The following is a 26234-nucleotide window of genomic DNA, read 5'->3' as shown; positions in this document are numbered from 1 at the left end:
GATTACAGACGCATCGGCATGACAACGTAGGCCGAGTCATCATTGTCGGACTCTTGCACCAGCGCACTGCTGTTGGAGTCGGACAGGATCAGGCGAACCTGCTCAGTGGTCATCACGCCCAGCACGTCGAGCAAGTAGCTCACGTTGAAGCCGATTTCCAGATTGCCGCCGTTGTACTCAACGCCCACTTCTTCTTCCGCTTCTTCCTGCTCCGGGTTGTTGGCCTGGATCTTCAACTGACCGCTGGCCAGTTGCAGACGGATACCGCGGTACTTCTCGTTGGACAGAATTGCGGTACGGCTGAAAGCTTCACGCAACGCCTGACGATCGCCGAGCACCAGTTTGTCGCCGCCCTTCGGCAGAACACGCTCATAGTCCGGGAATTTACCGTCGACCAGTTTAGAGGTGAAGGTGAACTCGCCTGTGGTGGCGCGGATGTGATGCTGACCCAGGACGATGCTGACATTGCCGTCCGGCTCGGTCAGCAGGCGCGCCAGCTCAAGGATACCCTTGCGCGGCACGATGACCTGGTGGCGATCCGGCTGACCGATGTCGGCCTGCATCGAGCACATGGCCAGACGGTGACCGTCGGTGGCCACGGCCCGGATGATCCCTGCCGAGACTTCCAGCAACATGCCGTTCAGGTAATAACGCACGTCCTGCTGGGCCATGGCGAAGCTGGTGCGTTCAATCAGACGACGCAGTTTGCTTTGCTCAAGGCTGCAAGTCAGCGAACCCGGGCCTTCTTCAACAGTCGGGAAATCGTTCGCCGGCAGGGTCGACAGGGTGAAGCGGCTACGGCCAGCCTTCACCACCAGCTTCTGCTCGTCGACCTTGATGTCGATCAGCGCGTCGTTCGGCAGGCTTTTGCAGATGTCCATCAGCTTGCGCGCAGGCACAGTGATGGAACCCGGGTCAGCCGGCTCTTCGAGTTGTACACGACCGACCAGCTCGACTTCCAGGTCGGTACCGGTCAGCGACAGTTGCTGGCCTTCGACAACCAGCAGCACGTTGGAGAGCACCGGCAAGGTCTGTCGGCGCTCGACGACGCCTGCGACCAGTTGCAGGGGTTTCAACAGGGCTTCGCGTTGAATGGTGAAATGCATGGTCTAGTCCCTTGCCTTAATAAGCTGCGCTGGTGTTCATCAAGTTGTCAGAGTACGCAGCAGGTTCTTGTAGTCCTCGCGGATGTCCGCGTCGGATTCCTTAAGTTCGTTGATCTTGCGGCAGGCGTGCAAAACAGTCGTGTGGTCGCGGCCGCCAAACACATCGCCGATTTCCGGCAGGCTGTGGTTAGTCAACTCTTTGGACAACGCCATGGCAACCTGACGCGGACGAGCGACCGAGCGTGAACGACGCTTGGACAGCAGGTCGGAAATCTTGATCTTGTAGTACTCGGCGACAGTGCGCTGAATGTTATCCACAGAGACCAGTTTGTCTTGCAGCGCCAACAGATCTTTCAGGGATTCGCGAATCAGCTCGATGGTGATATCGCGGCCCATGAAGTGCGAGTGGGCGATCACGCGTTTAAGCGCACCTTCCAGCTCACGGACGTTGGAGCGAATACGTTGGGCGATGAAGAACGCTGCGTCGTGGGGCAGATCGACTTTGGCCTGGTCGGCCTTTTTCATCAGGATCGCGACACGGGTTTCCAGCTCCGGCGGCTCGACGGCTACCGTCAGGCCCCAGCCGAAGCGGGATTTGAGGCGCTCTTCAAGGCCTTCGATTTCTTTAGGGTAGCGGTCACTGGTGAGAATGACCTGCTGGCCACCTTCGAGCAGGGCGTTGAAGGTGTGGAAAAACTCTTCCTGCGAACGTTCCTTGCGGGCAAAGAACTGAATGTCATCGATCAGCAATGCGTCCACCGAACGGTAGAAGCGCTTGAACTCGTTGATCGCGTTCAGTTGTAGCGCCTTGACCATATCGGCCACGAAACGCTCCGAATGCAGGTACACGACCTTGGCATTCGGGTTCTTCTTTAATAGATGGTTACCCACAGCGTGCATCAAGTGAGTTTTACCCAAGCCAACACCGCCATAAAGGAAGAGCGGGTTGTAACCGTGCTTGGGGTTGTCCGCCACCTGCCAGGCTGCAGCCCGGGCCAGTTGGTTGGACTTACCTTCGACGAAGTTCTCGAAGGTGAAAGTGCGGTTCAGATAACTGGTGTGCTTGAGCGCACCTTCGACCTGCACCGTGCGCTGCTCGGAACGTACCGGGGCCTGTTGAGAACTGGCGCCGGCCATCGGATCGAAGCTGTCGCGCGATGGCTCTTCACTGACTTCGGCAACTTTCTGGGTCGAACGCTTGCTCGGTGTGGCCGTCGGGGCAGGTGCCGGAGCACTGACAGGCGCTTGAGCCGCCTGTGCCTGAGACGCGGCGGCAGCCAGTGGCGCATTCGGGGCAGCCCGTGGAGCCGAACTGCGTTTGCTGCCTATTAATAAGGAAAGCGCCGGCGCCATGCCATTGCCATGCTCATCCAGCAGTTCAAGGACGCGGCCCAGGTACTTTTCGTTGACCCAGTCGAGAACAAAACGATTCGGTGCGTAGACACGCAACTCGTCGCCTTCGGCTTCGACCTGTAGTGGACGGATCCAAGTGTTGAATTGTTGGGCAGGCAGCTCATCGCGCAAAAGCTCCACGCACTGCTGCCAAAGTTCCACTGACACGGATATCCCCTAAGTTGAAAGCCGGTGAGGCAAAAACAAGCGGCCATTGTAGCGACCAGACGCCGACTTATCCACACGTAGGTGGGTCACTGACCAAGAAGAATCAACGTTTTATAGGTAAAAAAGACGACCAGTGGTCTGTGCATAAGGTCTGTGGATAACCGCCCTTGAGGTCGTTGCACAAGTGGGGGCGAAACTCGGTGGATAACCTGCCTGTGGATAACACCCCCTTTCACACACAGCTTATCCGACAGCGCAGCACAGGCTGACCACCGTTTTCCACCGTAGTTGTCATTCTCTGTACAGCACGGGATAGAAGGCCTGAAGGTAGTTATCCACAGATGATCGGTGTCCTAGCTTTTATAAGCTTTACAGAAAAGCTTTAAATACTTTCCTTCTTTATTTTTATATTTGGCTGGAGGTGAAGACGAGCAAAACGTCTGGAGATCTATTTATAAGGAAACGTTGGTTGGAAATTGACCTAGAGGCTTGCTTTCTCTAGAATCCCCGGTCTCTTAAAACGGGGGCCATTCCGGCCCGTTGTGGACGAACCAGGTAACACGACAATGAAACGTACTTTCCAACCAAGCACTATCAAACGCGCTCGTACCCACGGTTTCCGTGCTCGCATGGCTACCAAGAACGGTCGTGCCGTTCTGTCGCGTCGTCGCGCCAAAGGTCGTGCGCGTCTGGCAGTTTGATAAGCCGGCACTGGAGGTGAGTCAGGACTTCAGTCGGGAAAAGCGTCTGCTTACTCCCCGGCATTTCAAGGCAGTCTTTGACTCCCCTACCGGCAAGGTTCCGGGGAAAAATCTCCTGCTCCTTGCGCGCAACAACGATCTTGATCACCCCCGTCTCGGGCTGGTTATCGGGAAAAAGAGCGTAAAGCTCTCCGTCGAGCGCAATCGCCTCAAACGTCTGATGCGCGAATCGTTCCGTCTGAACCAGGATTCACTGGTCGGCTGGGATATCGTTATCGTCGCGCGCAAAGGTTTGGGTGACGTAGAAAACCCCGAATTGATTCAGCATTTCGGCAAACTCTGGAAGCGTCTGGCACGCAGCACGCCGGTACCAGCAGTCAAAACCGAAACTGTAGGGGTAGACAGTCCCGATGCGTAAACTGGCACTCGTTCCGATCCAGTTTTATCGCTATGCCATTAGTCCTCTGATGGCCAGTCACTGTCGTTTCTACCCCAGTTGTTCCTGCTACGCGTTAGAAGCCATAGAAAATCATGGCCTTCTGCGCGGTGGCTGGCTGACCTTTCGTCGTTTAGGTCGCTGTCATCCGTGGAATCCCGGTGGTTATGACCCGGTTCCACCTATCCCTACCTCCCGTTCTTCTTCGATGGCCGAGTAATCATGGATATCAAACGCACGATCCTGATCGTCGCCCTGGCAATCGTGTCCTACGTTATGGTTCTTAAATGGAACCAGGACTATGGCCAGGCTGCCCTGCCGACTCAGAATGCTGCTTCCAGTACTTCCGCACCGGGCCTACCGGATACGGCGACTGGCAATAATGCTTCTGTCAGTGACGACATTCCGCGCGCCGCAAGCGATACCAGTGCCACTGCACCTGCTGAAACACCAGTAGCTGCAAGCAAAGACCTCATCCAGATCAAAACGGATGTGCTCAACCTGGCTATCGATCCACAAGGTGGCGATGTTGCACAGTTGACGCTGCCGCTGTATCCACGTCGCCAGGACCATCCGGAAATTCCATTCCAGTTGTTCGATAACGGCAACGAGCGGACTTATCTGGCTCAAAGCGGTTTGATCGGTACCGATGGTCCGGACGCAAGTCCTGCCGGTCGTCCGGTTTACTCCTCCGAGAAGAAGATCTACCAACTGGCCGACGGTCAGAACCAATTGGTTGTAGACCTGAAGTTCAGCAAGGACGGCGTCAACTACATCAAGCGTTTCACACTGAAACGTGGCCTGTACGACGTAACCGTTTCCTACGTGATCGACAACGAAAGCGCCAAGCCTTGGTCGGGCGCGATGTTCGCCCAACTGAAGCGTGACGCCAGCTCCGATCCTTCTTCCAGCACCGCCACCGGCACCGCGACTTACCTGGGCGCTGCCCTGTGGACAAGTAACGAGCCGTACAAGAAAGTGTCGATGAAGGACATGGACAAGGCTCAGCTGAAAGAAACCGTGAACGGTGGTTGGGTTGCCTGGTTGCAACACTACTTCGTGACCGCATGGATTCCGGCGAAGGGCGAAAACAACGTCGTCCAGACCCGTAAAGACAGCAAAGGCAACTACATCATCGGCTACACCGCCCCGGCAATGACTGTTGCGCCAGGTGCGAAAGCCGAAACCAGCGCTGTTCTGTACGCCGGTCCGAAAAGCCAGGCTGTGCTGAAAGAGTTGTCCCCAGGTCTGGAACTGACCGTCGACTACGGCATTCTGTGGTTCATTGCCCAGCCAATCTTCTGGCTGCTGCAACACATCCACGCGCTGGTCGGTAACTGGGGCTGGTCGATCATCTTCCTGACCATGCTGATCAAAGGGATTTTCTTCCCGCTGTCGGCAGCCAGCTACAAATCCATGGCCCGCATGCGCGCAGTGGCACCGAAACTGGCCGCGCTGAAAGAGCAACATGGCGATGACCGGCAGAAAATGTCGCAAGCCATGATGGAGCTGTACAAGAAAGAGAAGATCAATCCGCTGGGTGGTTGCTTGCCAATCCTCGTGCAGATGCCGGTTTTCCTCTCGCTGTACTGGGTTCTGCTGGAAAGCGTTGAAATGCGCCAAGCGCCGTTCATGCTGTGGATTACTGACCTGTCGATCAAGGATCCGTTCTTCATTCTGCCGATCATCATGGGTGCAACCATGTTCATCCAGCAGCAGTTGAACCCGACTCCTCCGGATCCGATGCAGGCCAAGGTGATGAAGCTGATGCCAATCATCTTCACCTTCTTCTTCCTGTGGTTCCCGGCTGGTCTGGTGCTGTACTGGGTAGTGAACAACTGCCTGTCCATCGCCCAACAGTGGTACATCACTCGTAAAATCGAAGCGGCTACTAAAGCAGCTGCCTGATTTACACTGTGGATAACCACTCAAAACGCCCCCTAGTGGGGCGTTTTGCTATCTGTCACTTTTGTCTGGATACCGGTTTATGAGCGCTCCTCGTGAAACCATCGCCGCCGTCGCCACCGCTCAAGGTCGTGGCGGCGTAGGCATCGTCCGTATTTCCGGGCCGCTGGCGAGCGTTGCGGCCAAGGCCTTCAGCGGTCGTGAACTCAAGCCGCGATTCGCCCACTACGGCCCGTTTTTCGATCAAAACGAAGAGGTGCTGGACCAGGGCATTGCCTTGTATTTTCCGGGCCCGAACTCGTTCACCGGCGAAGATGTGCTGGAACTCCAGGGTCATGGCGGCCCGATTGTTCTCGACATGCTGCTCAAGCGATGCCTTGAACTGGGGTGCCGTCTGGCACGACCAGGTGAATTCAGTGAGCGTGCGTTCCTCAATGACAAACTCGATCTGGCACAGGCCGAAGCAATCGCCGACCTGATCGAGGCCAGTTCTGCACAGGCCGCCCGCAATGCATTGCGCTCCTTGCAGGGGGCATTTTCCGATCGTGTGCATAACCTCACCGAGCAACTGATCGGCCTGCGGATTTACGTAGAAGCGGCCATCGACTTCCCGGAAGAAGAAATCGACTTCCTTGCCGATGGCCATGTACTGAGCATGCTCGACAAAGTCAGGGAAGAGTTATCCACCGTGCTGCGCGAAGCCGGGCAGGGTGCGTTGCTGCGTGACGGCATGACGGTGGTGATCGCCGGTCGGCCAAATGCCGGTAAATCCAGTTTGCTCAACGCACTGGCGGGTCGTGAAGCAGCGATCGTGACCGAGATTGCCGGCACCACCCGTGACATTTTGCGCGAACATATCCACATCGATGGCATGCCGCTTCACGTGGTAGATACCGCTGGTCTGCGAGATACCGATGACCATGTGGAAAAAATTGGTGTTGAACGGGCGTTGAAAGCCATTAGCGAAGCTGATCGAGTGCTGCTGGTGGTCGATGCCACCGCACCGGAAGCGCTTGATCCGTTTGCGTTGTGGCCAGAGTTCCTGGAAACCCGCCCGGATCCGGCAAAAGTCACGTTGATCCGTAACAAGGCCGACCTTACGGGCGAAGCGATTGCCCTGGAAGTCAGTGAGGATGGCCATGTGACCATCAGTCTGAGTGCCAAGTCGGCCGGCGAAGGCCTGGAACTGCTGCGTGATCATCTCAAGGCCTGCATGGGCTATGAGCAGACGTCGGAAAGCAGCTTCAGTGCTCGCAGGCGTCACCTTGAGGCGTTGCGTCATGCCAGTGCGTCCCTCGAGCACGGCCGTGCGCAGCTGACGCTGGCGGGTGCCGGTGAGCTACTGGCCGAAGATTTGCGCCAGGCTCAACATGCCTTGGGCGAGATCACCGGTGCATTCAGCTCCGACGACCTGCTGGGACGGATCTTTTCCAGTTTCTGTATCGGCAAATAGCCCTATCGTTGTCCACAGACAGGCCATTCGCGCCTGTCTGTTCTCACCCCTTTTCCTGAATTGCCTCCAGTGCCGAGCAGATTCTTTCTGCCCGGGCGGATTTTCTGCGCCCGGGATTTGATCAATCGCTGCTTTTCTGTGGATTAAGCCCTGTGAATAACTGCCGCTAAGGGCAGTTGATAACAGGGCCTCAAAACTGAAGATAACCGCCTCTGTGGATAACCACCCCTTTCATCCACAGGCTTACACCGGTTATCCAAGGGCCTCATTGGCACATGACCACAGGGTTTTGATTCTCTGTACATATTGAAAACAAAGGGCTGTAGTAATCTATCCACAGAAATGGTGCTCAGTAGAAATAAACATAAAAACAAAGATTTAATAAATTTCTTTCTTTTTAATTTCTATAACCCCGACTTCTCCACAGCTGGTTAAATTTTGTGCAAAGGGTTCTTTAGGAAGGGCGAAGTCCCTATACTTGTCGACCAGGTCCAAAAACCTGAGCTCAAACTATTCCTGAATTACCTACTTAAGCAGGCACGAGGTGCGTGGTGGATTTCCCTTCCCGTTTTGAAGTGATCGTCATCGGCGGCGGTCATGCCGGTACCGAGGCAGCACTGGCCTCAGCACGTATGGGGGCAAAAACCCTGTTGCTGACGCATAACGTGGAAACCCTCGGTGCCATGAGTTGCAACCCGGCCATTGGCGGGATCGGCAAAAGCCACCTGGTAAAAGAAATCGATGCCCTCGGCGGCGCGATGGCCATGGCTACCGATAAAGGCGGCATTCAGTTTCGCGTGTTGAACAGCCGCAAAGGCCCGGCCGTGCGTGCAACCCGCGCCCAGGCAGACCGGGTTCTGTACAAGGCCGCTGTCCGCGAAGCATTGGAAAACCAGCCGAACCTGTGGATATTTCAACAAGCCGCTGATGACCTGATCGTTGAACAGGAACAAGTGCGCGGTGTTGTCACCCAAATGGGCCTGCGTTTCTTCGCCGACTCCGTGGTGTTGACCACTGGCACCTTCCTCGGTGGACTTATCCACATCGGAATGCAGAATTATTCCGGTGGTCGTGCCGGTGATCCGCCGTCGATCGCCCTGGCTCGCCGTCTGCGCGAATTGCCACTGCGTGTTGGCCGATTGAAAACCGGTACTCCGCCGCGTATCGACGGTCGGTCTGTGGATTTCTCGGTGATGACCGAGCAAGCAGGTGATACGCCGATCCCGGTGATGTCGTTCATGGGTTCCAAAGAGCAGCATCCGAAACAGGTCAGCTGCTGGATTACCCACACCAACGCCCGGACCCACGAAATCATCGCAGCGAACCTCGACCGTTCGCCGATGTATTCCGATGCAGGGTTGATCGAAGGTATCGGCCCGCGTTACTGCCCGTCGATCGAAGACAAGATCCACCGCTTTGCCGACAAGGAAAGCCACCAGGTCTTCATCGAACCGGAAGGTTTGACCACTCACGAGCTGTACCCGAACGGGATATCCACATCCCTGCCGTTCGACGTGCAATTGCAGATCGTGCAATCGATTCGCGGCATGGAAAACGCGCACATCGTGCGTCCGGGCTACGCCATCGAGTACGACTACTTCGACCCGCGTGACCTGAAGTACAGCCTGGAAACCAAAGTCATCGGCGGTCTGTTTTTCGCCGGGCAAATCAATGGCACCACCGGATACGAAGAAGCCGGCGCCCAGGGTTTGCTGGCCGGGGCCAACGCTGCACTGCGTGCGCAAGGCAAAGACGCCTGGTGCCCGCGTCGCGACGAGGCTTACATCGGTGTGTTGGTCGACGACCTGATTACCCTTGGAACTCAAGAGCCGTACCGGATGTTCACATCCCGCGCCGAGTACCGTCTGATCTTGCGTGAAGACAACGCGGACCTGCGCCTGACCGAAAAAGGTCGCGAGCTGGGTCTGGTGGATGACGCGCGTTGGGCGGCGTTCTGCACCAAACGCGAAAGCATCACGCTGGAAGAGCAGCGCCTGAAAAGTACCTGGGTTCGCCCGGGCACCGAGCAGGGCGATGCGATATCCGAAAAATTCGGCACGCCGCTGACTCACGAATACAACCTGCTCAACCTCTTGAGCCGTCCGGAAATCGACTACGCTGGTCTGATCGCCGTGACTGGCGGGGGCGCAGAAGATCCACAAGTCGCCGAACAGGTCGAAATCAAGACCAAATACGCCGGTTATATCGATCGTCAGCAAGATGAAATCGCACGTCTGCGGGCGAGCGAAGACACGAAACTGCCTGTGGATATCGATTACACGAACATTTCCGGTCTCTCCAAAGAGATCCAGAGCAAGCTCGGTGCGACCCGTCCAGAAACACTGGGCCAGGCGTCACGCATTCCGGGTGTCACACCGGCAGCCATTTCGCTGTTGATGATTCATTTGAAAAAACGCGGCGCGGGCCGTCAGTTGGAGCAAAGCGCTTGAGTTCGTTGGTCACCTCGCAACACGCCGAAGAGTTATCCACAGGTGCTCGCCAGCTCGGTGTCACATTGACCGAAACCCAGCACGCGCAGTTGTTGGGTTATCTGGCCCTGTTGATCAAATGGAACAAGGCCTACAACCTGACCGCCGTGCGCGATCCGGACGAAATGGTCTCGCGTCACCTGCTCGATAGTTTGAGCGTGATGTCGTTCATCGAAAACGGTCGCTGGCTGGACGTTGGCAGTGGCGGCGGCATGCCGGGCATTCCACTTGCAATCCTGTTTCCAGAGTCCCAAGTGACCTGCCTGGACAGCAACGGCAAGAAAACCCGCTTCCTGACCCAGGTCAAACTCGAACTCAAACTGGATAACCTGCAAGTTATCCACAGTCGCGTCGAAGCCTTCCAGCCTGCACAGCCTTTCAACGGGATCATTTCCCGGGCGTTCAGCAGCATGGAGAACTTCAGCAACTGGACGCGCCACCTTGGCGATGCCGATACACGTTGGCTGGCAATGAAGGGCGTTCATCCGGCCGATGAGCTGGTAGCATTGCCGGCAGACTTCCACCTCGATAGCGAACACGCCCTGGCCGTACCTGGTTGCCAAGGCCAACGCCATCTGCTGATACTGCGCCGCACGGCATGATTGGGAACACAAGCAAGAATGGCTAAGGTATTCGCGATAGCGAACCAAAAGGGTGGTGTGGGTAAAACCACCACCTGCATCAACCTCGCAGCTTCCCTGGTTGCTACCAAGCGCCGGGTGCTGTTGATCGATCTCGATCCACAGGGCAACGCCACCATGGGTAGCGGTGTGGATAAACACGGCCTGGAAAACTCGGTCTACGATTTGCTGATTGGCGAATGCGATCTGGCCCAGGCCATGCACTTCTCCGAGCACGGTGGTTACCAGCTGTTGCCGGCCAACCGCGACCTGACCGCGGCCGAAGTGGTTCTGCTGGAAATGCAGATGAAGGAAAGCCGCCTGCGCAGCGCGCTGGCGCCGATCCGTGAAAACTACGATTACATTTTGATCGACTGCCCGCCGTCGCTGTCGATGCTCACGCTGAACGCTTTGGTCGCGGCTGACGGGGTAATTATCCCCATGCAGTGCGAGTACTTTGCGCTCGAAGGCTTGAGCGACCTTGTGGATAACATCAAGCGCATCGCAGAACTGCTGAACCCGAACCTGAAAGTCGAAGGCCTGTTGCGCACGATGTATGACCCGCGCCTGAGCCTGATGAACGACGTGTCGGCGCAGTTGAAAGAACACTTCGGCGAGCAGCTCTACGACACGGTTATCCCGCGTAACATCCGCCTGGCCGAAGCGCCAAGCTATGGCATGCCGGCGCTGGCTTACGACAAGACTTCGCGGGGCGCCATTGCCTATCTGGCACTTGCCGGCGAGATGGTTCGCCGTCAGCGCAAAAACTCACGCACTGCCGCAGCTCAGGCAACTTAAGGAATCCCCATGGCCGTCAAGAAACGAGGTCTCGGACGTGGACTGGATGCACTGCTGAGCGGTCCGACCGTCAGCTCGCTGGAAGAGCAGGCTGTACAAGCCGATCAGCGTGAGCTGCAGCATTTGCCCCTGGACCTGATCCAGCGCGGCAAGTACCAGCCGCGTCGGGACATGGACCCGCAAGCGCTGGAAGAACTGGCGCAATCGATCAAGGCCCAGGGCGTGATGCAGCCGATTGTGGTTCGCCCGATCGGCAGCGGCCGCTTCGAAATCATCGCCGGCGAACGTCGCTGGCGTGCCAGCCAGCAGGCTGGCCAGGAAACCATCCCGGCGATGGTGCGCGATGTGCCGGATGAAACCGCCATCGCCATGGCGCTGATCGAGAACATCCAGCGCGAAGACCTCAATCCGATCGAAGAAGCGGTGGCCTTGCAGCGTTTGCAGCAGGAATTCCAGCTGACTCAGCAACAAGTGGCCGAAGCGGTGGGCAAATCCCGCGTGACTGTTGCCAACCTGCTACGCTTGATCGCATTGCCTGAAGTTATCAAGACCATGCTGTCGCACGGTGACCTGGAAATGGGTCATGCCCGTGCTTTGCTTGGTTTGCCGGAGAATCAACAGGTTGAAGGGGCGCGACATGTTGTCGCACGGGGGCTGACTGTGCGTCAGACTGAGGCACTGGTTCGCCAGTGGTTGAGTGGCAAACAGGAGCCTGCCGAACCGGTAAAACCGGACCCGGATATCGCCCGACTCGAGCAGCGTCTGGCTGAGCGCCTAGGCTCTGCGGTGCAGATCCGACACGGAAAGAAGGGGAAAGGGCAGTTGGTCATTGGTTACAACTCCCTCGATGAGCTTCAGGGTGTGCTCGCACACATTCGCTGAAACATTTCCTCATGTAGCGTGCAGTCGGAAATCACTACCTGACAGTTGAATAGGGGCAGAACCGCCCCTATACTCTGCGCGCATTTTGTCGGCACAAATTATGCCAAGTTATTGAATTCTGGCAGCCGACCATTGGGGAGTATTAGTGATGGAAACCCGCACGCCAAACCGCTTGCCGTTCCATCGCCTGGCAGTTTTTCCGGTGTTGATGGCTCAGTTTGTCGTGTTGCTGATCGCCGCTTTGGCGCTGTGGCAATGGCACGGAGTCGTTGCCGGGTACTCAGGACTCTGCGGAGGCCTGATAGCCTTGCTACCCAATGTTTATTTCGCTCACAGGGCATTTCGGTTTTCCGGCGCCCGAGCAGCTCAAGCCATCGTCCGGTCTTTTTATGCCGGCGAGGCGGGCAAACTGATTTTGACGGCAGTGCTTTTTGCATTGACGTTTGCAGGTGTGAAGCCATTGGCGCCGCTAGCTGTATTCGGCGTCTTCGTGTTGACCCAACTGGTCAGCTGGTTCGCGCCCCTGCTGATGAGAACAAGACTTTCGAGACCTTAGGGCGTTTGAGGCAACCATGGCAGAAACAACCGCTTCGGGCTATATCCAGCACCACTTGCAGAACCTGACCTTCGGTCAGCACCCAACCGGCGGGTGGGGTTTTGCCCACACCGCAGCAGAAGCCAAAGAAATGGGCTTCTGGGCTTTCCACGTCGATACCCTCGGCTGGTCGGTCGCTTTGGGTCTGATCTTCGTTCTTCTTTTCCGCATGGCGGCAAAGAAAGCGACTTCCGGTCAGCCTGGTGCTTTGCAGAACTTCGTTGAAGTATTGGTCGAATTCGTCGATGGCAGCGTGAAAGACAGCTTCCATGGCCGTAGCCCGGTGATTGCACCGCTGGCACTGACCATCTTCGTCTGGGTCTTCCTGATGAACGCCGTCGACCTGATCCCGGTCGACTGGATTCCTCAGCTGGCCATCCTGATCACTGGTGATGCGCACATTCCGTTCCGTGCCGTATCGACCACTGACCCGAACGCTACCCTGGGCATGGCCCTGTCGGTGTTCGCGTTGATCATTTTCTACAGCATCAAGGTCAAGGGCATCGGCGGCTTTGTCGGCGAGCTGACCCTGCACCCGTTCGGCAGCAAGAACATCTTCGTTCAGGCCCTGCTGATTCCGGTGAACTTCCTGCTGGAGTTCGTGACGCTGGTAGCCAAGCCAATCTCCCTGGCACTGCGTCTGTTCGGCAACATGTACGCCGGCGAGCTGGTCTTCATTCTGATTGCTGTGATGTTCGGCAGCGGTCTGCTCTGGCTTAGCGGCCTGGGCGTAGTTCTGCAGTGGGCGTGGGCTGTGTTCCACATCCTGATCATCACCCTGCAGGCGTTTATCTTCATGATGCTGACCATCGTTTACCTTTCGATGGCGCACGAAGAGAACCATTAAGGCCAGTCTCGACTAGTCTGATGTCCCACCCGGTCAAACGGGTGGGGGCCCGAACAGGGCTATGAAACGATTTGTTTTACCGCTTTAAAATCTAAAAAACCTAAACCATACGACGTAAAAGTCGGGAGGAAAGATGGAAACTGTAGTTGGTCTAACCGCTATCGCTGTTGCACTGTTGATCGGCCTGGGCGCACTGGGTACCGCAATTGGTTTCGGCCTGTTGGGCGGCAAGTTCCTGGAAGGCGCAGCGCGTCAGCCAGAAATGGTTCCAATGCTGCAAGTTAAAATGTTCATCGTTGCCGGTCTGCTCGACGCCGTAACCATGATCGGTGTTGGTATCGCTCTGTTCTTCACCTTCGCGAACCCATTCGTTGGTCAACTCGCTGGCTAATCACTCGAACCTTCGAGTGATTGGTTTGATGTGCAACGAACGAGCGAGGTGTTGGCGTGAACATTAATGCAACCCTGATTGGCCAGTCCGTTGCGTTCTTCATTTTTGTACTGTTTTGCATGAAGTTCGTGTGGCCTCCGGTCATCGCGGCTTTGCACGAACGTCAGAAGAAGATCGCGGATGGACTGGACGCTGCCGCCCGAGCAGCTCGCGACCTGGAGTTGGCCCAAGATAAAGCGGGTCAACAACTGCGCGAAGCTAAGGCTCAGGCAGCTGAAATCATTGAGCAAGCCAAGAAACGCGGTAACCAGATTGTTGAAGAGGCTGTTGAAAAAGCCCGTATCGACGCTGACCGTGTGAAGGTTCAGGCTCAGGCCGAGATCGAGCAGGAACTGAACAGTGTCAAAGACGCGCTGCGTGCCCAACTGGGTGCACTGGCCGTTGGCGGCGCCGAGAAGATCCTGGGTGCCACAATCGATCAAAACGCGCACGCGGAGCTGGTAAACAAACTGGCTGCTGAAATTTAAGCGAGGGCGATCATGGCAGAATTGACCACGTTGGCCCGACCTTACGCTAAGGCAGCCTTCGAGCACGCCCAGGCCCACCAGCAACTGGCCTCTTGGTCAGCCATGCTCGGCCTGGCTGCAGCAGTGTCGCAAGACGACACCATGCAGCGCGTGCTCAAGGCCCCGCGACTGACGAGCGCAGACAAGGCCGCCACGTTTATTGACGTGTGCGGCGACAAGTTTGATGCCAAGGCACAGAACTTCATCAACGTCGTTGCCGAAAACGACCGTCTCCCGCTGTTGCCGGAGATATCCGCTCTGTTCGACCTGTACAAGGCCGAACAAGAGAAGTCGGTAGACGTTGAAGTGACCAGTGCTTTTGCATTGAACCAAGAACAGCAAGACAAACTCGCCAAGGTTCTCAGTGCACGACTCAACCGGGAAGTGCGCCTGCAAGTCGAGGAAGACAAATCCCTTATTGGGGGCATTGTCATCCGCGCCGGCGACCTGGTTATCGATGGCTCGGTTCGCGGCAAACTCGCGAGCCTTGCCGAAGCATTGAAATCTTGAGTTTGAAGGGGCAGCAGAGCAATGCAGCAACTCAATCCTTCCGAAATAAGTGAAATTATCAAGGGCCGCATCGACAAGCTCGATGTGACCTCCCAAGCCCGTAACGAAGGCACTGTCGTCAGCGTATCTGACGGTATCGTGCGGATTCACGGTCTGGCCGACGTAATGTACGGCGAGATGATCGAGTTTCCGGGCGGCGTCTTCGGTATGGCCCTCAACCTGGAGCAAGACTCTGTAGGTGCCGTTGTATTGGGCGCATACCAGACTCTGGCTGAAGGCATGAGCGCCAAGTGCACCGGCCGCATCCTCGAAGTTCCGGTTGGTAAGGAACTGCTGGGTCGCGTAGTCGACGCACTGGGTAACCCAGTTGACGGCAAAGGTCCGCTGAACAACACCGAGACCGACGCGGTCGAGAAAGTTGCTCCAGGCGTGATCTGGCGTAAGTCGGTAGACCAGCCTGTACAGACTGGCTACAAGGCTGTCGATGCCATGATCCCTGTCGGCCGTGGCCAGCGTGAGCTGATCATCGGTGACCGTCAGATCGGTAAAACCGCTCTGGCGATCGACGCGATCATCAACCAGAAAAACAGCGGCATTTTCTGCGTCTACGTAGCGATCGGTCAGAAACAATCGACCATCGCCAACGTGGTTCGCAAGCTGGAAGAAAACGGCGCACTGGCTAACACCATCGTCGTGGCAGCGAGCGCTTCGGAATCTGCAGCACTGCAATTCCTGGCACCGTACTCCGGTTGCACCATGGGTGAATTCTTCCGCGACCGCGGTGAAGACGCGCTGATCGTTTATGACGATCTGTCCAAGCAAGCAGTGGCTTACCGCCAGATTTCCCTGCTGCTGCGCCGTCCACCAGGCCGTGAAGCTTACCCAGGCGACGTGTTCTATCTCCACTCCCGTCTGCTGGAGCGCGCATCCCGCGTTTCGGAAGAATACGTAGAGAAGTTCACCAACGGCGCAGTGACCGGCAAAACCGGTTCCCTGACCGCACTGCCGATCATCGAAACCCAGGCTGGCGACGTTTCCGCGTTCGTTCCGACCAACGTGATTTCCATCACCGACGGTCAGATCTTCCTGGAATCGGCCATGTTCAACTCCGGGATCCGTCCTGCTGTGAACGCCGGTGTTTCGGTATCCCGTGTGGGTGGTGCCGCTCAGACCAAGATCATCAAGAAGCTCTCCGGTGGTATCCGTACCGCTCTGGCTCAGTACCGTGAACTGGCGGCATTCGCCCAGTTCGCTTCTGACCTGGACGAAGCGACCCGTAAGCAACTTGAGCATGGTCAGCGCGTTACCGAGCTGATGAAGCAGAAGCAATACGCACCAATGTCGATCGCTGACATGGCGCTGTCGCTGTATGCCGCTGAGCGTGGGTTCCTGACTGACGTTGAAATCGCCAAGATCGGCAGCTTCGAACAAGCGCTGATTGCTTTCTTCAACCGCGATCACGCCGAATTGATGGCGAAGATCAACGTGAAGGGTGACTTCAATGACGAAATCGACGCTGGCATGAAAGCCGGTATCGAGAAGTTCAAGGCCACCCAAACCTGGTAAGCCGCAGCGGGAGCCGCAAGGCTCCCGCTTGCTAACCTGATAGGTGTTACATGGCAGGCGCAAAAGAGATTCGCAGTAAGATTGCGAGCATCAAAAGCACGCAAAAGATTACCAGCGCCATGGAAAAAGTGGCGGTCAGTAAAATGCGCAAGGCACAAATGCGCATGGCTGCTAGCCGTCCTTACGCGGAGCGCATCCGCCAGGTTATTGGCCATTTGGCCAACGCTAACCCGGAATATCGCCACCCATTCATGATCGACCGTGAAGTAAAGCGCGTTGGTTATGTCGTGGTGAGCAGTGACCGTGGTCTGTGTGGTGGCTTGAACACCAACCTGTTCAAGGCTCTGGTCAAGGACATGGCGGTAAACCGCGAAAACGGCGTCGAGATTGATCTGTGTGTTGTTGGTAGCAAGGGTGCGGCTTTCTTCCGCAACTTCGGCGGTAACGTCGTAGCAGCTATCAGCCACCTGGGTGAAGAGCCGTCGATCAATGACCTGATCGGCAGCGTCAAGGTGATGCTGGATGCCTACCTGGACGGCCGTATTGACCGCCTGTCCGTGGTATCCAACAAGTTCATCAACACCATGACGCAAACGCCTACCGTGGAGCAGTTGATTCCACTGGTGGCAACCCCGGATCAAGGACTCAAGCACCACTGGGATTATCTGTACGAACCGGACGCCAAAGAGCTGCTTGACGGCTTGATGGTCCGTTACGTGGAGTCGCAGGTCTACCAGGCGGTGGTCGAGAACAACGCGGCTGAACAAGCTGCGCGGATGATCGCGATGAAGAACGCTACCGACAACGCCGGTGATTTGATCAGCGATTTGCAGCTGGTCTACAACAAGGCGCGTCAGGCTGCGATCACCCAAGAGATCTCGGAAATCGTCGGCGGCGCTGCCGCGGTTTAACGGTTCAAATATTCAGAGGATCCAGCTATGAGTAGCGGACGTATCGTTCAAATCATCGGCGCCGTTATCGACGTGGAATTCCCACGCGACAGCGTACCGAGCATCTACAACGCTTTGAGTGTAAAAAGCGATGCAGGCACCACTCTCGAAGTTCAGCAGCAGCTGGGCGACGGCGTGGTTCGTACCATTGCGATGGGTTCCACCGAGGGCTTGAAGCGCGGTCTGGAAGTCACCGACTCTGGCGCAGCCATCTCCGTACCGGTCGGTAAAGCGACTCTGGGCCGGATCATGGACGTACTGGGCAACCCGATCGACGAAGCTGGTCCGATCGCCACCGAAGAGCGCTGGGGCATTCACCGTCCTGCGCCAACCTTCGCTGAGCAAGCGGGCGGCAACGACCTGCTGGAAACCGGCATCAAGGTTATCGACCTGGTTTGCCCGTTCGCCAAGGGTGGTAAAGTTGGTCTGTTCGGTGGTGCCGGTGTAGGCAAAACCGTAAACATGATGGAACTGATCCGTAACATCGCCATCGAGCACAGCGGTTATTCCGTGTTCGCCGGTGTGGGTGAGCGTACTCGTGAGGGTAACGACTTCTACCACGAGATGAAGGACTCCAACGTTCTGGACAAAGTGGCACTGGTTTACGGTCAGATGAACGAGCCGCCGGGTAACCGTCTGCGCGTAGCACTGACCGGCCTGACCATGGCCGAGAAGTTCCGTGACGAAGGTAACGACGTTCTGCTGTTCGTCGACAACATCTATCGTTACACCCTGGCCGGTACTGAAGTATCCGCACTGCTGGGCCGTATGCCTTCCGCAGTAGGTTACCAGCCGACCCTGGCCGAAGAGATGGGTACTCTGCAAGAGCGTATCACTTCGACCAAAAACGGTTCGATCACCTCGATCCAAGCGGTATACGTACCTGCGGATGACTTGACTGACCCGTCGCCAGCGACCACCTTCGCCCACTTGGACGCGACCGTCGTTCTGTCCCGTGACATCGCTTCCCTGGGTATCTACCCAGCGGTCGATCCACTCGACTCGACTTCTCGCCAGCTGGACCCGAACGTAATCGGCCAGGACCACTACGATACCGCTCGCGGTGTACAGTACGTTCTGCAGCGTTACAAAGAACTGAAGGACATCATTGCGATCCTGGGTATGGACGAGCTGTCGGAAGCCGACAAGCAGTTGGTAAACCGTGCTCGTAAGATCCAGCGCTTCTTGTCGCAGCCGTTCTTCGTGGCTGAAGTCTTCACCGGTGCCTCGGGTAAATACGTTTCCCTGAAAGACACCATTGCTGGCTTCAAAGGCATCCTCAACGGTGACTACGACCACCTGCCAGAACAAGCGTTCTACATGGTCGGCGGCATCGAAGAAGCGATCGAGAAAGCCAAGAAACTGTAATCCCGGCGCCCGGCAACGGGCGCTAATTTAGGTTGAGGCAATCAGATGGCTATGACAGTCCATTGCGATATCGTCAGCGCGGAAGGAGAAATCTTTTCCGGCCTGGTCGAGATGGTGATTGCGCACGGTGCACTGGGTGATCTTGGTATCGCCCTGGGCCACGCGCCGCTGATCACTAATCTCAAGCCTGGCCCGATCCGCCTGGTCAAGCAGGGCGGGGAAGAGGAGGTGTATTACATCTCCGGTGGTTTCCTCGAGGTTCAGCCGAACATGGTCAAGGTTCTTGCCGACACCGTGCAACGAGCTGCCGACCTGGACGAAGCCTCCGCTCAGGAAGCCGTTAAGGCTGCCGAGAAGGCCTTGCATGAGCGGGGCGCGGAATTCGATTACGGTTCTGCTGCCGCACGTCTGGCCGAGGCTGCAGCTCAGCTGCGCACCGTCCAGCAGATCCGCAAGAAGTTTGGCCACTAACAGGCCATCACTTGTTGCGCGATTGATTAAAAAGGGTAGCCTCGGCTACCCTTTTTTCTTTTCCGATTTTCATAACCTGGTCGCAGCCGCTGACCATCCAGGATTGGTAGCCAGTCATGTCTCTTGAAATTGTTATCCTCGCTGCCGGCCAAGGCACTCGCATGCGCTCGGCACTGCCGAAAGTCCTGCATCCGATTGCCGGCAACTCGATGCTTGGCCATGTTATCCACAGCGCGCGGCAACTTGATCCACAGCGCATCCACGTGGTGATTGGCCATGGTGCCGACGCCGTACGTGAGCGACTGGCAGCCGATGATCTGAATTTCGTCCTGCAGGACAAACAGCTGGGTACTGGCCACGCGGTTGCTCAGGCAGTGCCGTTCATTGAGTCCGACACCGTCCTGATTCTTTACGGCGACGTACCGTTGATCGAAGTCGAGACCCTTCAGCGTTTGCTCAAGCAGGTTGCGCCGCAGCAATTGGGTTTGCTGACCGTTCAGCTGGATGATCCAACCGGCTATGGCCGCATCGTTCGTGATGCTGCCGGCAAGGTGACGGCTATCGTCGAGCAGAAAGACGCCAACGAAGCCGAGCGTGCGATCACTGAAGGCAACACCGGTATTCTCGCGCTGCCGTTCGCGCAACTGGGCGGCTGGATGAGCCGTCTTTCCAACAACAACGCCCAGGGCGAGTACTACCTGACTGACGTGATTGCCATGGCAGTCAGCGATGGTCTGGTGGTGGCGACCGAGCAGCCTCACGATGCGATGGAAGTGCAGGGCGCCAATGATCGCAAGCAGCTTTCCGAGCTCGAGCGTCATTATCAACTGCGCGCGGGTCGTCGTTTGATGGCCCAGGGCGTGACCCTGCGCGACCCGGCCCGTTTCGATGTCCGTGGTGACATCACTGTCGGTCGCGATGTGCTGATCGACATCAACGTGATTCTCGAAGGCAAGGTTGTCATCGAAGATGACGTGGTGATCGGCCCGAACTGCGTGATCAAGGACAGCACTTTGCGCAAAGGCGTGGTGATCAAGGCCAACAGCCATATCGAAGGCGCGATCATGGGCGAAGGCAGTGATGCCGGTCCATTCGCGCGCCTGCGTCCCGGCTCCGTGCTTGAGGCTCGCGCGCATGTGGGTAACTTTGTCGAGCTGAAAAACGCTCACATGGGTGAAGGCGCCAAGGCTGGCCACTTGGCGTATCTGGGCGATGCCGAGATTGGCGCACGCACCAACATCGGTGCGGGCACCATCACGTGCAACTATGACGGTGCCAACAAGTGGAAAACCGTGTTGGGTGAGGATGTGTTCATCGGTTCCAACAACTCGTTGGTGGCCCCTGTGGATATCTCTAGCGGTGCGACCACTGCGGCCGGATCGACCATCACGCAGAATGTGGATAAAGAGCAGCTGGCCGTCGGACGTGCGCGCCAGAAGAATATCGATGGCTGGAAACGGCCAGTGAAAATCAAAAAGGCCTGAGTTATCCACAGTTCATGACATCGTGTTCGCGGGCAAGCCTCGCTCCTACAGGATTCGTTCACTATCGGAGAACGACGTGAAATCTGTAGGAGCGAGGCTTGCCCGCGAAGCTTTTATCCACAGACCTTTTTATCGCCTCGCGCTTGACGAAGTTTCGCCAATAGGTTTTGATTGCTTCCGTTATCTTTCGAATCGAAACTTACCAGGTCATGTCGAAGCGCAATACACCTCAACGCCGTCACAATATCCTCGCCTTGCTCAATGAGCAGGGCGAAGTCAGTGTTGATGAATTGGCCAAGCGCTTCGAAACCTCGGAAGTTACGATTCGCAAGGACCTGGCGGCGCTCGAAAGCAATGGTCTTTTGTTGCGCCGGTATGGCGGTGCGATCACCATGCCTCAGGAACTGGTCGCCGATATCGGGCAGCCGGTTTCCAGGTACAAACAGGCGATCGCCCGCGCTGCCGTTGCGCGGATCCGCGAGCATGCCCGGATCATCATCGACAGCGGCAGCACCACGGCAGCGATGATTCCGGAACTCGGCCAGCAGCCGGGCCTGGTGGTGATGACCAACTCGCTTCATGTCGCCAACGCCTTGAGTGAACTCGAGCATGAACCGGTGCTGCTGATGACCGGCGGTACCTGGGACCCGCATTCCGAGTCTTTCCAGGGGCAGGTCGCCGAGCAAGTGCTGCGCTCCTACGATTTCGATCAGTTGTTCATCGGTGCCGACGGCATCGACCTGGTGCGCGGTACCACCACCTTCAATGAATTGCTGGGACTCAGCCGCGTCATGGCGGATGTTGCCCGCGAAGTGATCGTGATGGTGGAGTCCGACAAGATAGGCCGCAAGATTCCCAACCTGGAGCTGCCATGGAGCAGCGTCCATACCCTAATTACCGATGATCGCCTGCCGCTGGAGGCACGCGATCAGATACAAGCCCGCGGTATCACGCTGATATGCGCGGCTGTCAGTCAGGAGAAATAGCATGTGTGGAATTGTCGGTGCAGTCGCAGAACGTAACATCACTGCCATCCTCCTCGAAGGCCTCAAGCGCCTGGAATACCGTGGCTATGACAGCGCCGGTGTGGCGGTCTATACCAATGACCAACAGCTCGAGCGCATGCGTCGTCCGGGTAAAGTCAGCGAACTGGAACTGGCGCTCGAAGCCGAGCCGCTGGCCGGCCGCCTGGGCATCGCCCACACTCGCTGGGCCACTCACGGTGCGCCGTGCGAGCGCAACGCTCACCCGCATTTTTCCGGTGATCTGGCGGTGGTGCACAACGGCATCATCGAGAACTACGAAGCCCTGCGCGAACAACTCAAGGCATTGGGTTACGTGTTCACATCGGACACCGACACTGAAGTCATCGCCCACCTGCTGAACCACAAACTCAAAGATCTGAACGACCTGACCGTGGCCCTCAAGGCCACCGTTAAAGAGTTGCACGGTGCTTACGGCCTGGCCGTGATCAGCGCTCGGCAACCGGATCGTCTGCTCGCCGCTCGCAGTGGCAGCCCGTTGGTGATCGGCCTTGGCCTGGGTGAAAACTTCCTCGCTTCCGACCAATTGGCCCTGCGCCAGGTCACTGACCGCTTCATGTACCTGGAAGAAGGCGATATCGCCGAAATTCGTCGCGATAGCGTGCAGATCTGGGACGTTAGCGGCAAGGTCGTCGAGCGCCAAACCGTGCAGTATCGTGACGGTGCCGACGTGGCTGACAAGGGCGAGTTCCGCCACTTCATGCTCAAGGAAATCCACGAACAACCGGCTGTGGTGCAGCGTACCCTCGAAGGTCGTCTGAGCCCGGACGGTGTGTTGGTGCAAGCTTTCGGCCCACAGGCTGCCGAGCTGTTCGCCAAAGTGCGCAACGTGCAGATCGTCGCCTGCGGCACCAGCTACCACGCCGGCATGGTCGCCCGTTACTGGCTGGAAGAACTGGCCGGCATCCCGTGCCAGGTCGAAGTCGCCAGTGAATTCCGCTATCGCAAAGTCGTGGTGCAGCCCGACACCCTGTTCGTGACCATTTCCCAGTCCGGCGAAACCGCCGACACCCTGGCCGCGCTGCGCAACGCCAAGGAGCTGGGCTTCCTCGCCAGCCTGGCGATCTGCAACGTTGGCATCAGCTCGCTGGTGCGTGAGTCCGACCTGACCTTGCTGACCCAGGCCGGTCGCGAAATCGGCGTGGCCTCGACCAAAGCCTTCACCACTCAGTTGGTAGGCCTGCTGTTGCTGACGCTGTCCCTCGGTCAGGTGCGCGGCACTTTGGCCAAAGGCGTCGAAGCCACCCTGGTCGAAGAACTGCGTCGCCTGCCTACCCGTCTTGGCGAAGCCCTGGCCATGGACAGCACTGTGGAGAAAATCGCCGAGTTGTTCGCCGAGAAGCATCACACCCTGTTCCTCGGTCGTGGCGCGCAATTCCCGGTAGCGATGGAAGGTGCCTTGAAACTCAAGGAAATCTCCTACATCCACGCTGAAGCTTACCCGGCCGGCGAACTGAAACACGGCCCGTTGGCGCTTGTGGATAACGACATGCCGGTCGTGACCGTGGCGCCCAACAACGAACTGCTGGAGAAGTTGAAGTCCAACCTCCAGGAAGTGCGCGCCCGTGGCGGCCAGCTGATCGTCTTCGCTGACGAACAGGCCGGCATGACCAACGGCGAAGGCACCCACGTTGTGCACATGCCGCACATCCACGACATTCTGTCGCCGATCCTCTACACCATCCCGCTGCAGTTGCTGTCGTACTACGTCGCGGTGTTGAAAGGCACAGACGTTGACCAGCCGCGCAACCTGGCGAAGTCAGTCACCGTGGAATAAGTTATCCACAGCTGAATCGAGGGGCAGGGTTCCTGTTGTTCACAGGACCTTGCCCCTTTTACATTCAGCTCAGAATTTTTCCTCTATCAATCGCAGTGGATAATCCGGCTCTCGATAGCTGCCTGGCTTCTGGCGTTTGGGCAACTTCACGGGCTCCCTCGGAACATCCTTATAAGGAATGCGGCTGAGCAGGTCGGTGATGATGTTCAGGCGAGCCCGTCGCTTGTCATTGGAGTTGGCCACGAACCAGGGGGCATGTTCGGTGTCGGTCATCTTGAACATGTCGTCACGGGCGCGTGAATAGTCGTACCAGCGGCTGTATGACTTGAGATCCATGCCGGTGAGCTTCCAGATTTTGCGTCCATCCTTGATGCGTGCCTGGAGACGTCGTGTCTGTTCCTCTTGGCTGACCTCCAGCCAATATTTGATCAGGATGACGCCTGAATCGACGATTGCACGTTCCACCAACGGAATCGACTTCAGGAAACGGTCGACCTGCTCCTGGGTGCAGAACCCCATCACACGCTCAACGCCCGCACGGTTGTACCAACTGCGATCGAAGATCACCACTTCGCCAGCCGCCGGCAGATGCGGCAGGTACCGCTGGACATACATCTGGGTTTTCTCACGTTCGGTCGGCGCGCTCAACGCCACCACCCGAAAGATACGTGGGCTCACCCGTTCAGTCAGGGCCTTGATTGTCCCTCCCTTGCCGGCACCGTCGCGGCCCTCGAAAACAATGCACACCTTGATCCCTTTTTGCCTTACCCACTCCTGCAATTTGACGGTTTCGACGTGCAGTCGGCGCAGTTCTTCCAGGTAGTCCTTGTTAGACATCTTCGAGCTGTCGGCAGCGTTCTGCTTAAGCGGGCGCTTCTTATCCTTTGCCATAATCAAGACCTCGCAAATTCCCGGTTATGTCAGACTAGATTGTTTTGAACGCCGTATTGGATTCGCAGCCTGACGGTAGCGATTATCTGAGTAGAGGACATACCCAGTGGACCGATTCCAGGAAATGCAGGTCTTCGCCGCCGTCGCCCAGGACCAAGGTTTTTCGGCTGCGGCGCGGCGTTTGGGCCTGTCGGCGGCCAGTGTTACCCGTGCCGTGGCCGCGCTGGAAAAACGCATTGGCACACGGTTGCTGACGCGCACCACCCGCAGCGTGCATTTGAGCGAGGCGGGTCAGCGGTATCTCGAAGACTGTAGGAGGATTCTTGCCGAGGTGCAGGAAGCGGAGGATTCAGCTGCGGGCAGTCATGCCGAACCCCGTGGGCAACTGACGATCACCGCGCCAGTGTTATTTGGCGAGTTGTTCGTTACGCCGGTAATGGTGAGTTATCTGAAGCAGTTTCCTGAAGTCTGCATCAACGGCTTGCTGGTCGATCGGGTCGTGAGCATGGTCGAGGAGGGGATTGATGTGGCTGTGCGCATCGGTGAGTTGCCCGACAGCAACCAGCACGCGATCCGCGTCGGCGAAGTACGGCGGGTGATTTGCGCTGCTCCGCCATTTTTGGAGGCGCAAGGCAGGCCGGTGCATCCTCAGGATCTGGCGCGTGCACCGGTTATTTCGACGTCCGCTATTGGTCAGCTTAAAAGCTGGCCTTTTCAGGATGCGCGCGAGCCACTCAGCGTGCGGGTTGAATCGCGATTGGTGGTGACGGCGAATCAGGCAGCCATTACGGCTGCGTGTCTCGGGCTGGGATTCACCCGTGTCCTGTCTTATCAAGTCGCCAGTAAAGTCGCTTCCGGCGAACTGGAAATCGTATTGGCTGACTTCGAACTGCCGCCATTGCCCATCCATGTGGTGTATCAGGGCGGCCGCAATGCGCCGGCCCGGATTCGCAGTTTTGTCGACTTCACGGTGAAAGCGCTGCGCGAACACCCGGCCTTGCAGGGCTGATGGGTTATTGCACTGGCTGAAATAATTGATTGCGTTTGCTGGTTATTCTGTTGTTTTGGTTGGGGGTGGAAGATGGCTCCCATCGGCGCTGATCGTTTCAGAACGGCGCCACCACCCAGCGGAGTCGACCATGCAAGCGATCAAACTCTACAACTTCCCACGTTCCGGCCATGCTCACCGTGTGGAGCTGATGTTATCCCTGCTGCAACTGCCGACCGAGCTGATCCTGGTCGATATGGCCAAGGGCGCGCACAAACAGCCCGATTACCTGGCGATCAACCCGTTCGGACAGGTCCCGGCCATCGATGATCAAGGCGTGGTGCTGGCCGATTCCAACGCGATTCTGGTTTACCTGGCGAAAAAATACGGTAACGGTCGCTGGCTGCCTGACGACCCGCTCGGCGCCGCCAAGGTTCAACGCTGGTTGTCAGTGGCGGCTGGACCGATTGCCTTTGGTCCGGGCCGGGCCCGGCTGATCACGGTGTTTGGCGCGCCTTACAGGGCTGAAGAGACGATCGCTTACGCCCACGTCTGGCTCAAACTGATCGATCAGGAACTGGCGGATACGGTTTACCTGACCGGCAGCGAACCGACCATTGCCGACGTGGCCGCCTACAGTTACATCGCCCACGCTCCGGAAGGCAACGTGTCGCTCGAGGACTACGCCAACGTGCGGGCCTGGCTGGCGCGCATCGAAGCCTTGCCAGGGTTTGTCGGCATGCCGCGCACCGTCGCCGGCCTGCAAAAAACTGCCTGATACCTGCGGCCCGGCATTGTCGGGCCGTTCACACTGCGCCTGGCGCGCACGGGAGAAGC

26 protein-coding genes are annotated in these 26234 nt (G+C 57.3%); 23 read left to right on the top strand and 3 right to left on the bottom strand.

Annotated elements, in window-relative coordinates; genetic code table 11:
• Positions 1-2: 2 nt before the first annotated feature.
• On the bottom strand, positions 3-1106 hold the full coding sequence (gene dnaN / locus J4E42_RS08635; protein WP_008027555.1) for a DNA polymerase III subunit beta: 1104 nt from the start codon (positions 1104-1106) through the stop codon (positions 3-5).
• A gap of 39 nt (positions 1107-1145) precedes the next feature.
• Positions 1146-2666 (bottom strand): chromosomal replication initiator protein DnaA, encoded by a 1521-nt coding sequence (dnaA, locus tag J4E42_RS08630; RefSeq protein WP_192228143.1) that lies wholly within the window; start codon positions 2664-2666, stop codon positions 1146-1148.
• Positions 2667-3232: 566 nt separating this feature from the next.
• Here dnaA and rpmH point away from each other — a divergent pair.
• The 21 genes from rpmH (at position 3233) to glmS (ending at position 23518) form a co-directional block, all read left to right on the top strand.
• Positions 3233-3367: a 50S ribosomal protein L34 gene (gene rpmH / locus J4E42_RS08625; protein ID WP_003213577.1), complete on the top strand. Its 135-nt coding sequence runs from the start codon at positions 3233-3235 to the stop codon at positions 3365-3367.
• 16 nt (positions 3368-3383) lie between these two features.
• Positions 3384-3785: a ribonuclease P protein component gene (gene rnpA / locus J4E42_RS08620; protein WP_028620331.1), complete on the top strand. Its 402-nt coding sequence runs from the start codon at positions 3384-3386 to the stop codon at positions 3783-3785.
• The gene (gene yidD / locus J4E42_RS08615) at positions 3778-4023 is read left to right on the top strand and encodes a membrane protein insertion efficiency factor YidD (protein WP_010207715.1); all 246 of its coding nucleotides are present in this window, start codon (positions 3778-3780) and stop codon (positions 4021-4023) included. The genes rnpA and yidD overlap by 8 nt, the downstream gene beginning before the upstream one ends.
• A 2-nt stretch (positions 4024-4025) precedes the next feature.
• The gene (yidC, locus tag J4E42_RS08610) at positions 4026-5711 is read left to right on the top strand and encodes a membrane protein insertase YidC (protein WP_207284996.1); all 1686 of its coding nucleotides are present in this window, start codon (positions 4026-4028) and stop codon (positions 5709-5711) included.
• 79 nt (positions 5712-5790) lie between these two features.
• On the top strand, positions 5791-7161 hold the full coding sequence (gene mnmE, locus J4E42_RS08605) for a tRNA uridine-5-carboxymethylaminomethyl(34) synthesis GTPase MnmE (protein ID WP_192228145.1): 1371 nt from the start codon (positions 5791-5793) through the stop codon (positions 7159-7161).
• Between the two features lie 551 nt (positions 7162-7712).
• A complete protein-coding gene (gene mnmG / locus J4E42_RS08600) occupies positions 7713-9611 on the top strand; it encodes a tRNA uridine-5-carboxymethylaminomethyl(34) synthesis enzyme MnmG (RefSeq protein ID WP_008027545.1) in 1899 nt (632 codons plus the stop codon).
• Positions 9608-10252, top strand: coding sequence for a 16S rRNA (guanine(527)-N(7))-methyltransferase RsmG (rsmG, locus tag J4E42_RS08595; protein ID WP_007948096.1), 645 nt, complete (start codon positions 9608-9610; stop codon positions 10250-10252). Before mnmG ends, rsmG begins: the two co-directional genes overlap by 4 nt.
• An 18-nt stretch (positions 10253-10270) precedes the next feature.
• On the top strand, positions 10271-11068 hold the full coding sequence (locus tag J4E42_RS08590) for a ParA family protein (RefSeq protein WP_008027543.1): 798 nt from the start codon (positions 10271-10273) through the stop codon (positions 11066-11068).
• A 9-nt stretch (positions 11069-11077) separates the two neighbouring features.
• A complete protein-coding gene (locus J4E42_RS08585) occupies positions 11078-11950 on the top strand; it encodes a ParB/RepB/Spo0J family partition protein (RefSeq protein WP_008027541.1) in 873 nt (290 codons plus the stop codon).
• A gap of 148 nt (positions 11951-12098) precedes the next feature.
• The gene (locus J4E42_RS08580; RefSeq protein WP_008027539.1) at positions 12099-12506 is read left to right on the top strand and encodes a F0F1 ATP synthase subunit I; all 408 of its coding nucleotides are present in this window, start codon (positions 12099-12101) and stop codon (positions 12504-12506) included.
• A 16-nt stretch (positions 12507-12522) separates the two neighbouring features.
• Positions 12523-13392: a F0F1 ATP synthase subunit A gene (atpB, locus tag J4E42_RS08575; protein ID WP_008027537.1), complete on the top strand. Its 870-nt coding sequence runs from the start codon at positions 12523-12525 to the stop codon at positions 13390-13392.
• 133 nt (positions 13393-13525) lie between these two features.
• The gene (gene atpE, locus J4E42_RS08570; protein ID WP_002555987.1) at positions 13526-13783 is read left to right on the top strand and encodes a F0F1 ATP synthase subunit C; all 258 of its coding nucleotides are present in this window, start codon (positions 13526-13528) and stop codon (positions 13781-13783) included.
• Positions 13784-13839: 56 nt separating this feature from the next.
• Positions 13840-14310, top strand: a complete 471-nt coding sequence (locus J4E42_RS08565) for a F0F1 ATP synthase subunit B (protein WP_008027535.1) — start codon at positions 13840-13842, stop codon at positions 14308-14310.
• 12 nt (positions 14311-14322) lie between these two features.
• A complete protein-coding gene (locus tag J4E42_RS08560) occupies positions 14323-14859 on the top strand; it encodes a F0F1 ATP synthase subunit delta (protein ID WP_008027533.1) in 537 nt (178 codons plus the stop codon).
• Positions 14860-14880: 21 nt separating this feature from the next.
• Positions 14881-16425: a F0F1 ATP synthase subunit alpha gene (atpA, locus tag J4E42_RS08555; RefSeq protein ID WP_008041439.1), complete on the top strand. Its 1545-nt coding sequence runs from the start codon at positions 14881-14883 to the stop codon at positions 16423-16425.
• Between the two features lie 50 nt (positions 16426-16475).
• The gene (gene atpG / locus J4E42_RS08550) at positions 16476-17336 is read left to right on the top strand and encodes a F0F1 ATP synthase subunit gamma (protein WP_008027528.1); all 861 of its coding nucleotides are present in this window, start codon (positions 16476-16478) and stop codon (positions 17334-17336) included.
• A 27-nt stretch (positions 17337-17363) separates the two neighbouring features.
• Positions 17364-18743, top strand: coding sequence for a F0F1 ATP synthase subunit beta (atpD, locus tag J4E42_RS08545; protein ID WP_008027526.1), 1380 nt, complete (start codon positions 17364-17366; stop codon positions 18741-18743).
• A 45-nt stretch (positions 18744-18788) separates the two neighbouring features.
• Complete coding sequence (locus tag J4E42_RS08540; protein ID WP_007969909.1) at positions 18789-19214, top strand: F0F1 ATP synthase subunit epsilon; 426 nt, start codon at positions 18789-18791, stop codon at positions 19212-19214.
• Between the two features lie 116 nt (positions 19215-19330).
• Entirely contained in the window at positions 19331-20698 is a 1368-nt protein-coding gene (gene glmU / locus J4E42_RS08535) for a bifunctional UDP-N-acetylglucosamine diphosphorylase/glucosamine-1-phosphate N-acetyltransferase GlmU (RefSeq protein WP_032832630.1), read from the top strand.
• 209 nt (positions 20699-20907) lie between these two features.
• Positions 20908-21684 carry a DeoR family transcriptional regulator gene (locus tag J4E42_RS08530; RefSeq protein WP_008027522.1) on the top strand — a complete coding sequence of 259 codons (777 nt, stop codon included), beginning with the start codon at positions 20908-20910 and terminating at the stop codon, positions 21682-21684.
• 1 nt (position 21685) lies between these two features.
• Positions 21686-23518, top strand: coding sequence for a glutamine--fructose-6-phosphate transaminase (isomerizing) (glmS, locus tag J4E42_RS08525; protein WP_008041429.1), 1833 nt, complete (start codon positions 21686-21688; stop codon positions 23516-23518).
• Positions 23519-23587: 69 nt separating this feature from the next.
• Here the strand turns inward: glmS and ppk2 are convergent, their stop codons facing one another.
• Positions 23588-24409, bottom strand: a complete 822-nt coding sequence (gene ppk2, locus J4E42_RS08520; protein WP_008027519.1) for a polyphosphate kinase 2 — start codon at positions 24407-24409, stop codon at positions 23588-23590.
• Positions 24410-24515: 106 nt separating this feature from the next.
• Between ppk2 and J4E42_RS08515 the strand changes: the two genes are divergently transcribed.
• Together J4E42_RS08515 and J4E42_RS08510 are read left to right on the top strand one after the other, a co-directional pair.
• Entirely contained in the window at positions 24516-25418 is a 903-nt protein-coding gene (locus J4E42_RS08515; protein ID WP_008041374.1) for a LysR family transcriptional regulator, read from the top strand.
• Between the two features lie 130 nt (positions 25419-25548).
• Entirely contained in the window at positions 25549-26175 is a 627-nt protein-coding gene (locus J4E42_RS08510) for a glutathione S-transferase family protein (protein ID WP_008041372.1), read from the top strand.
• Positions 26176-26234 lie beyond the last annotated feature (59 nt).

This window comes from Pseudomonas sp. FW300-N2A2 (genome assembly GCF_017351735.1).
GTDB lineage: Bacteria > Pseudomonadota > Gammaproteobacteria > Pseudomonadales > Pseudomonadaceae > Aquipseudomonas > Aquipseudomonas migulae.
Note: the sequence above shows the minus strand (reverse complement) of the source record. Positions and strands in the feature narration are given on the sequence as shown.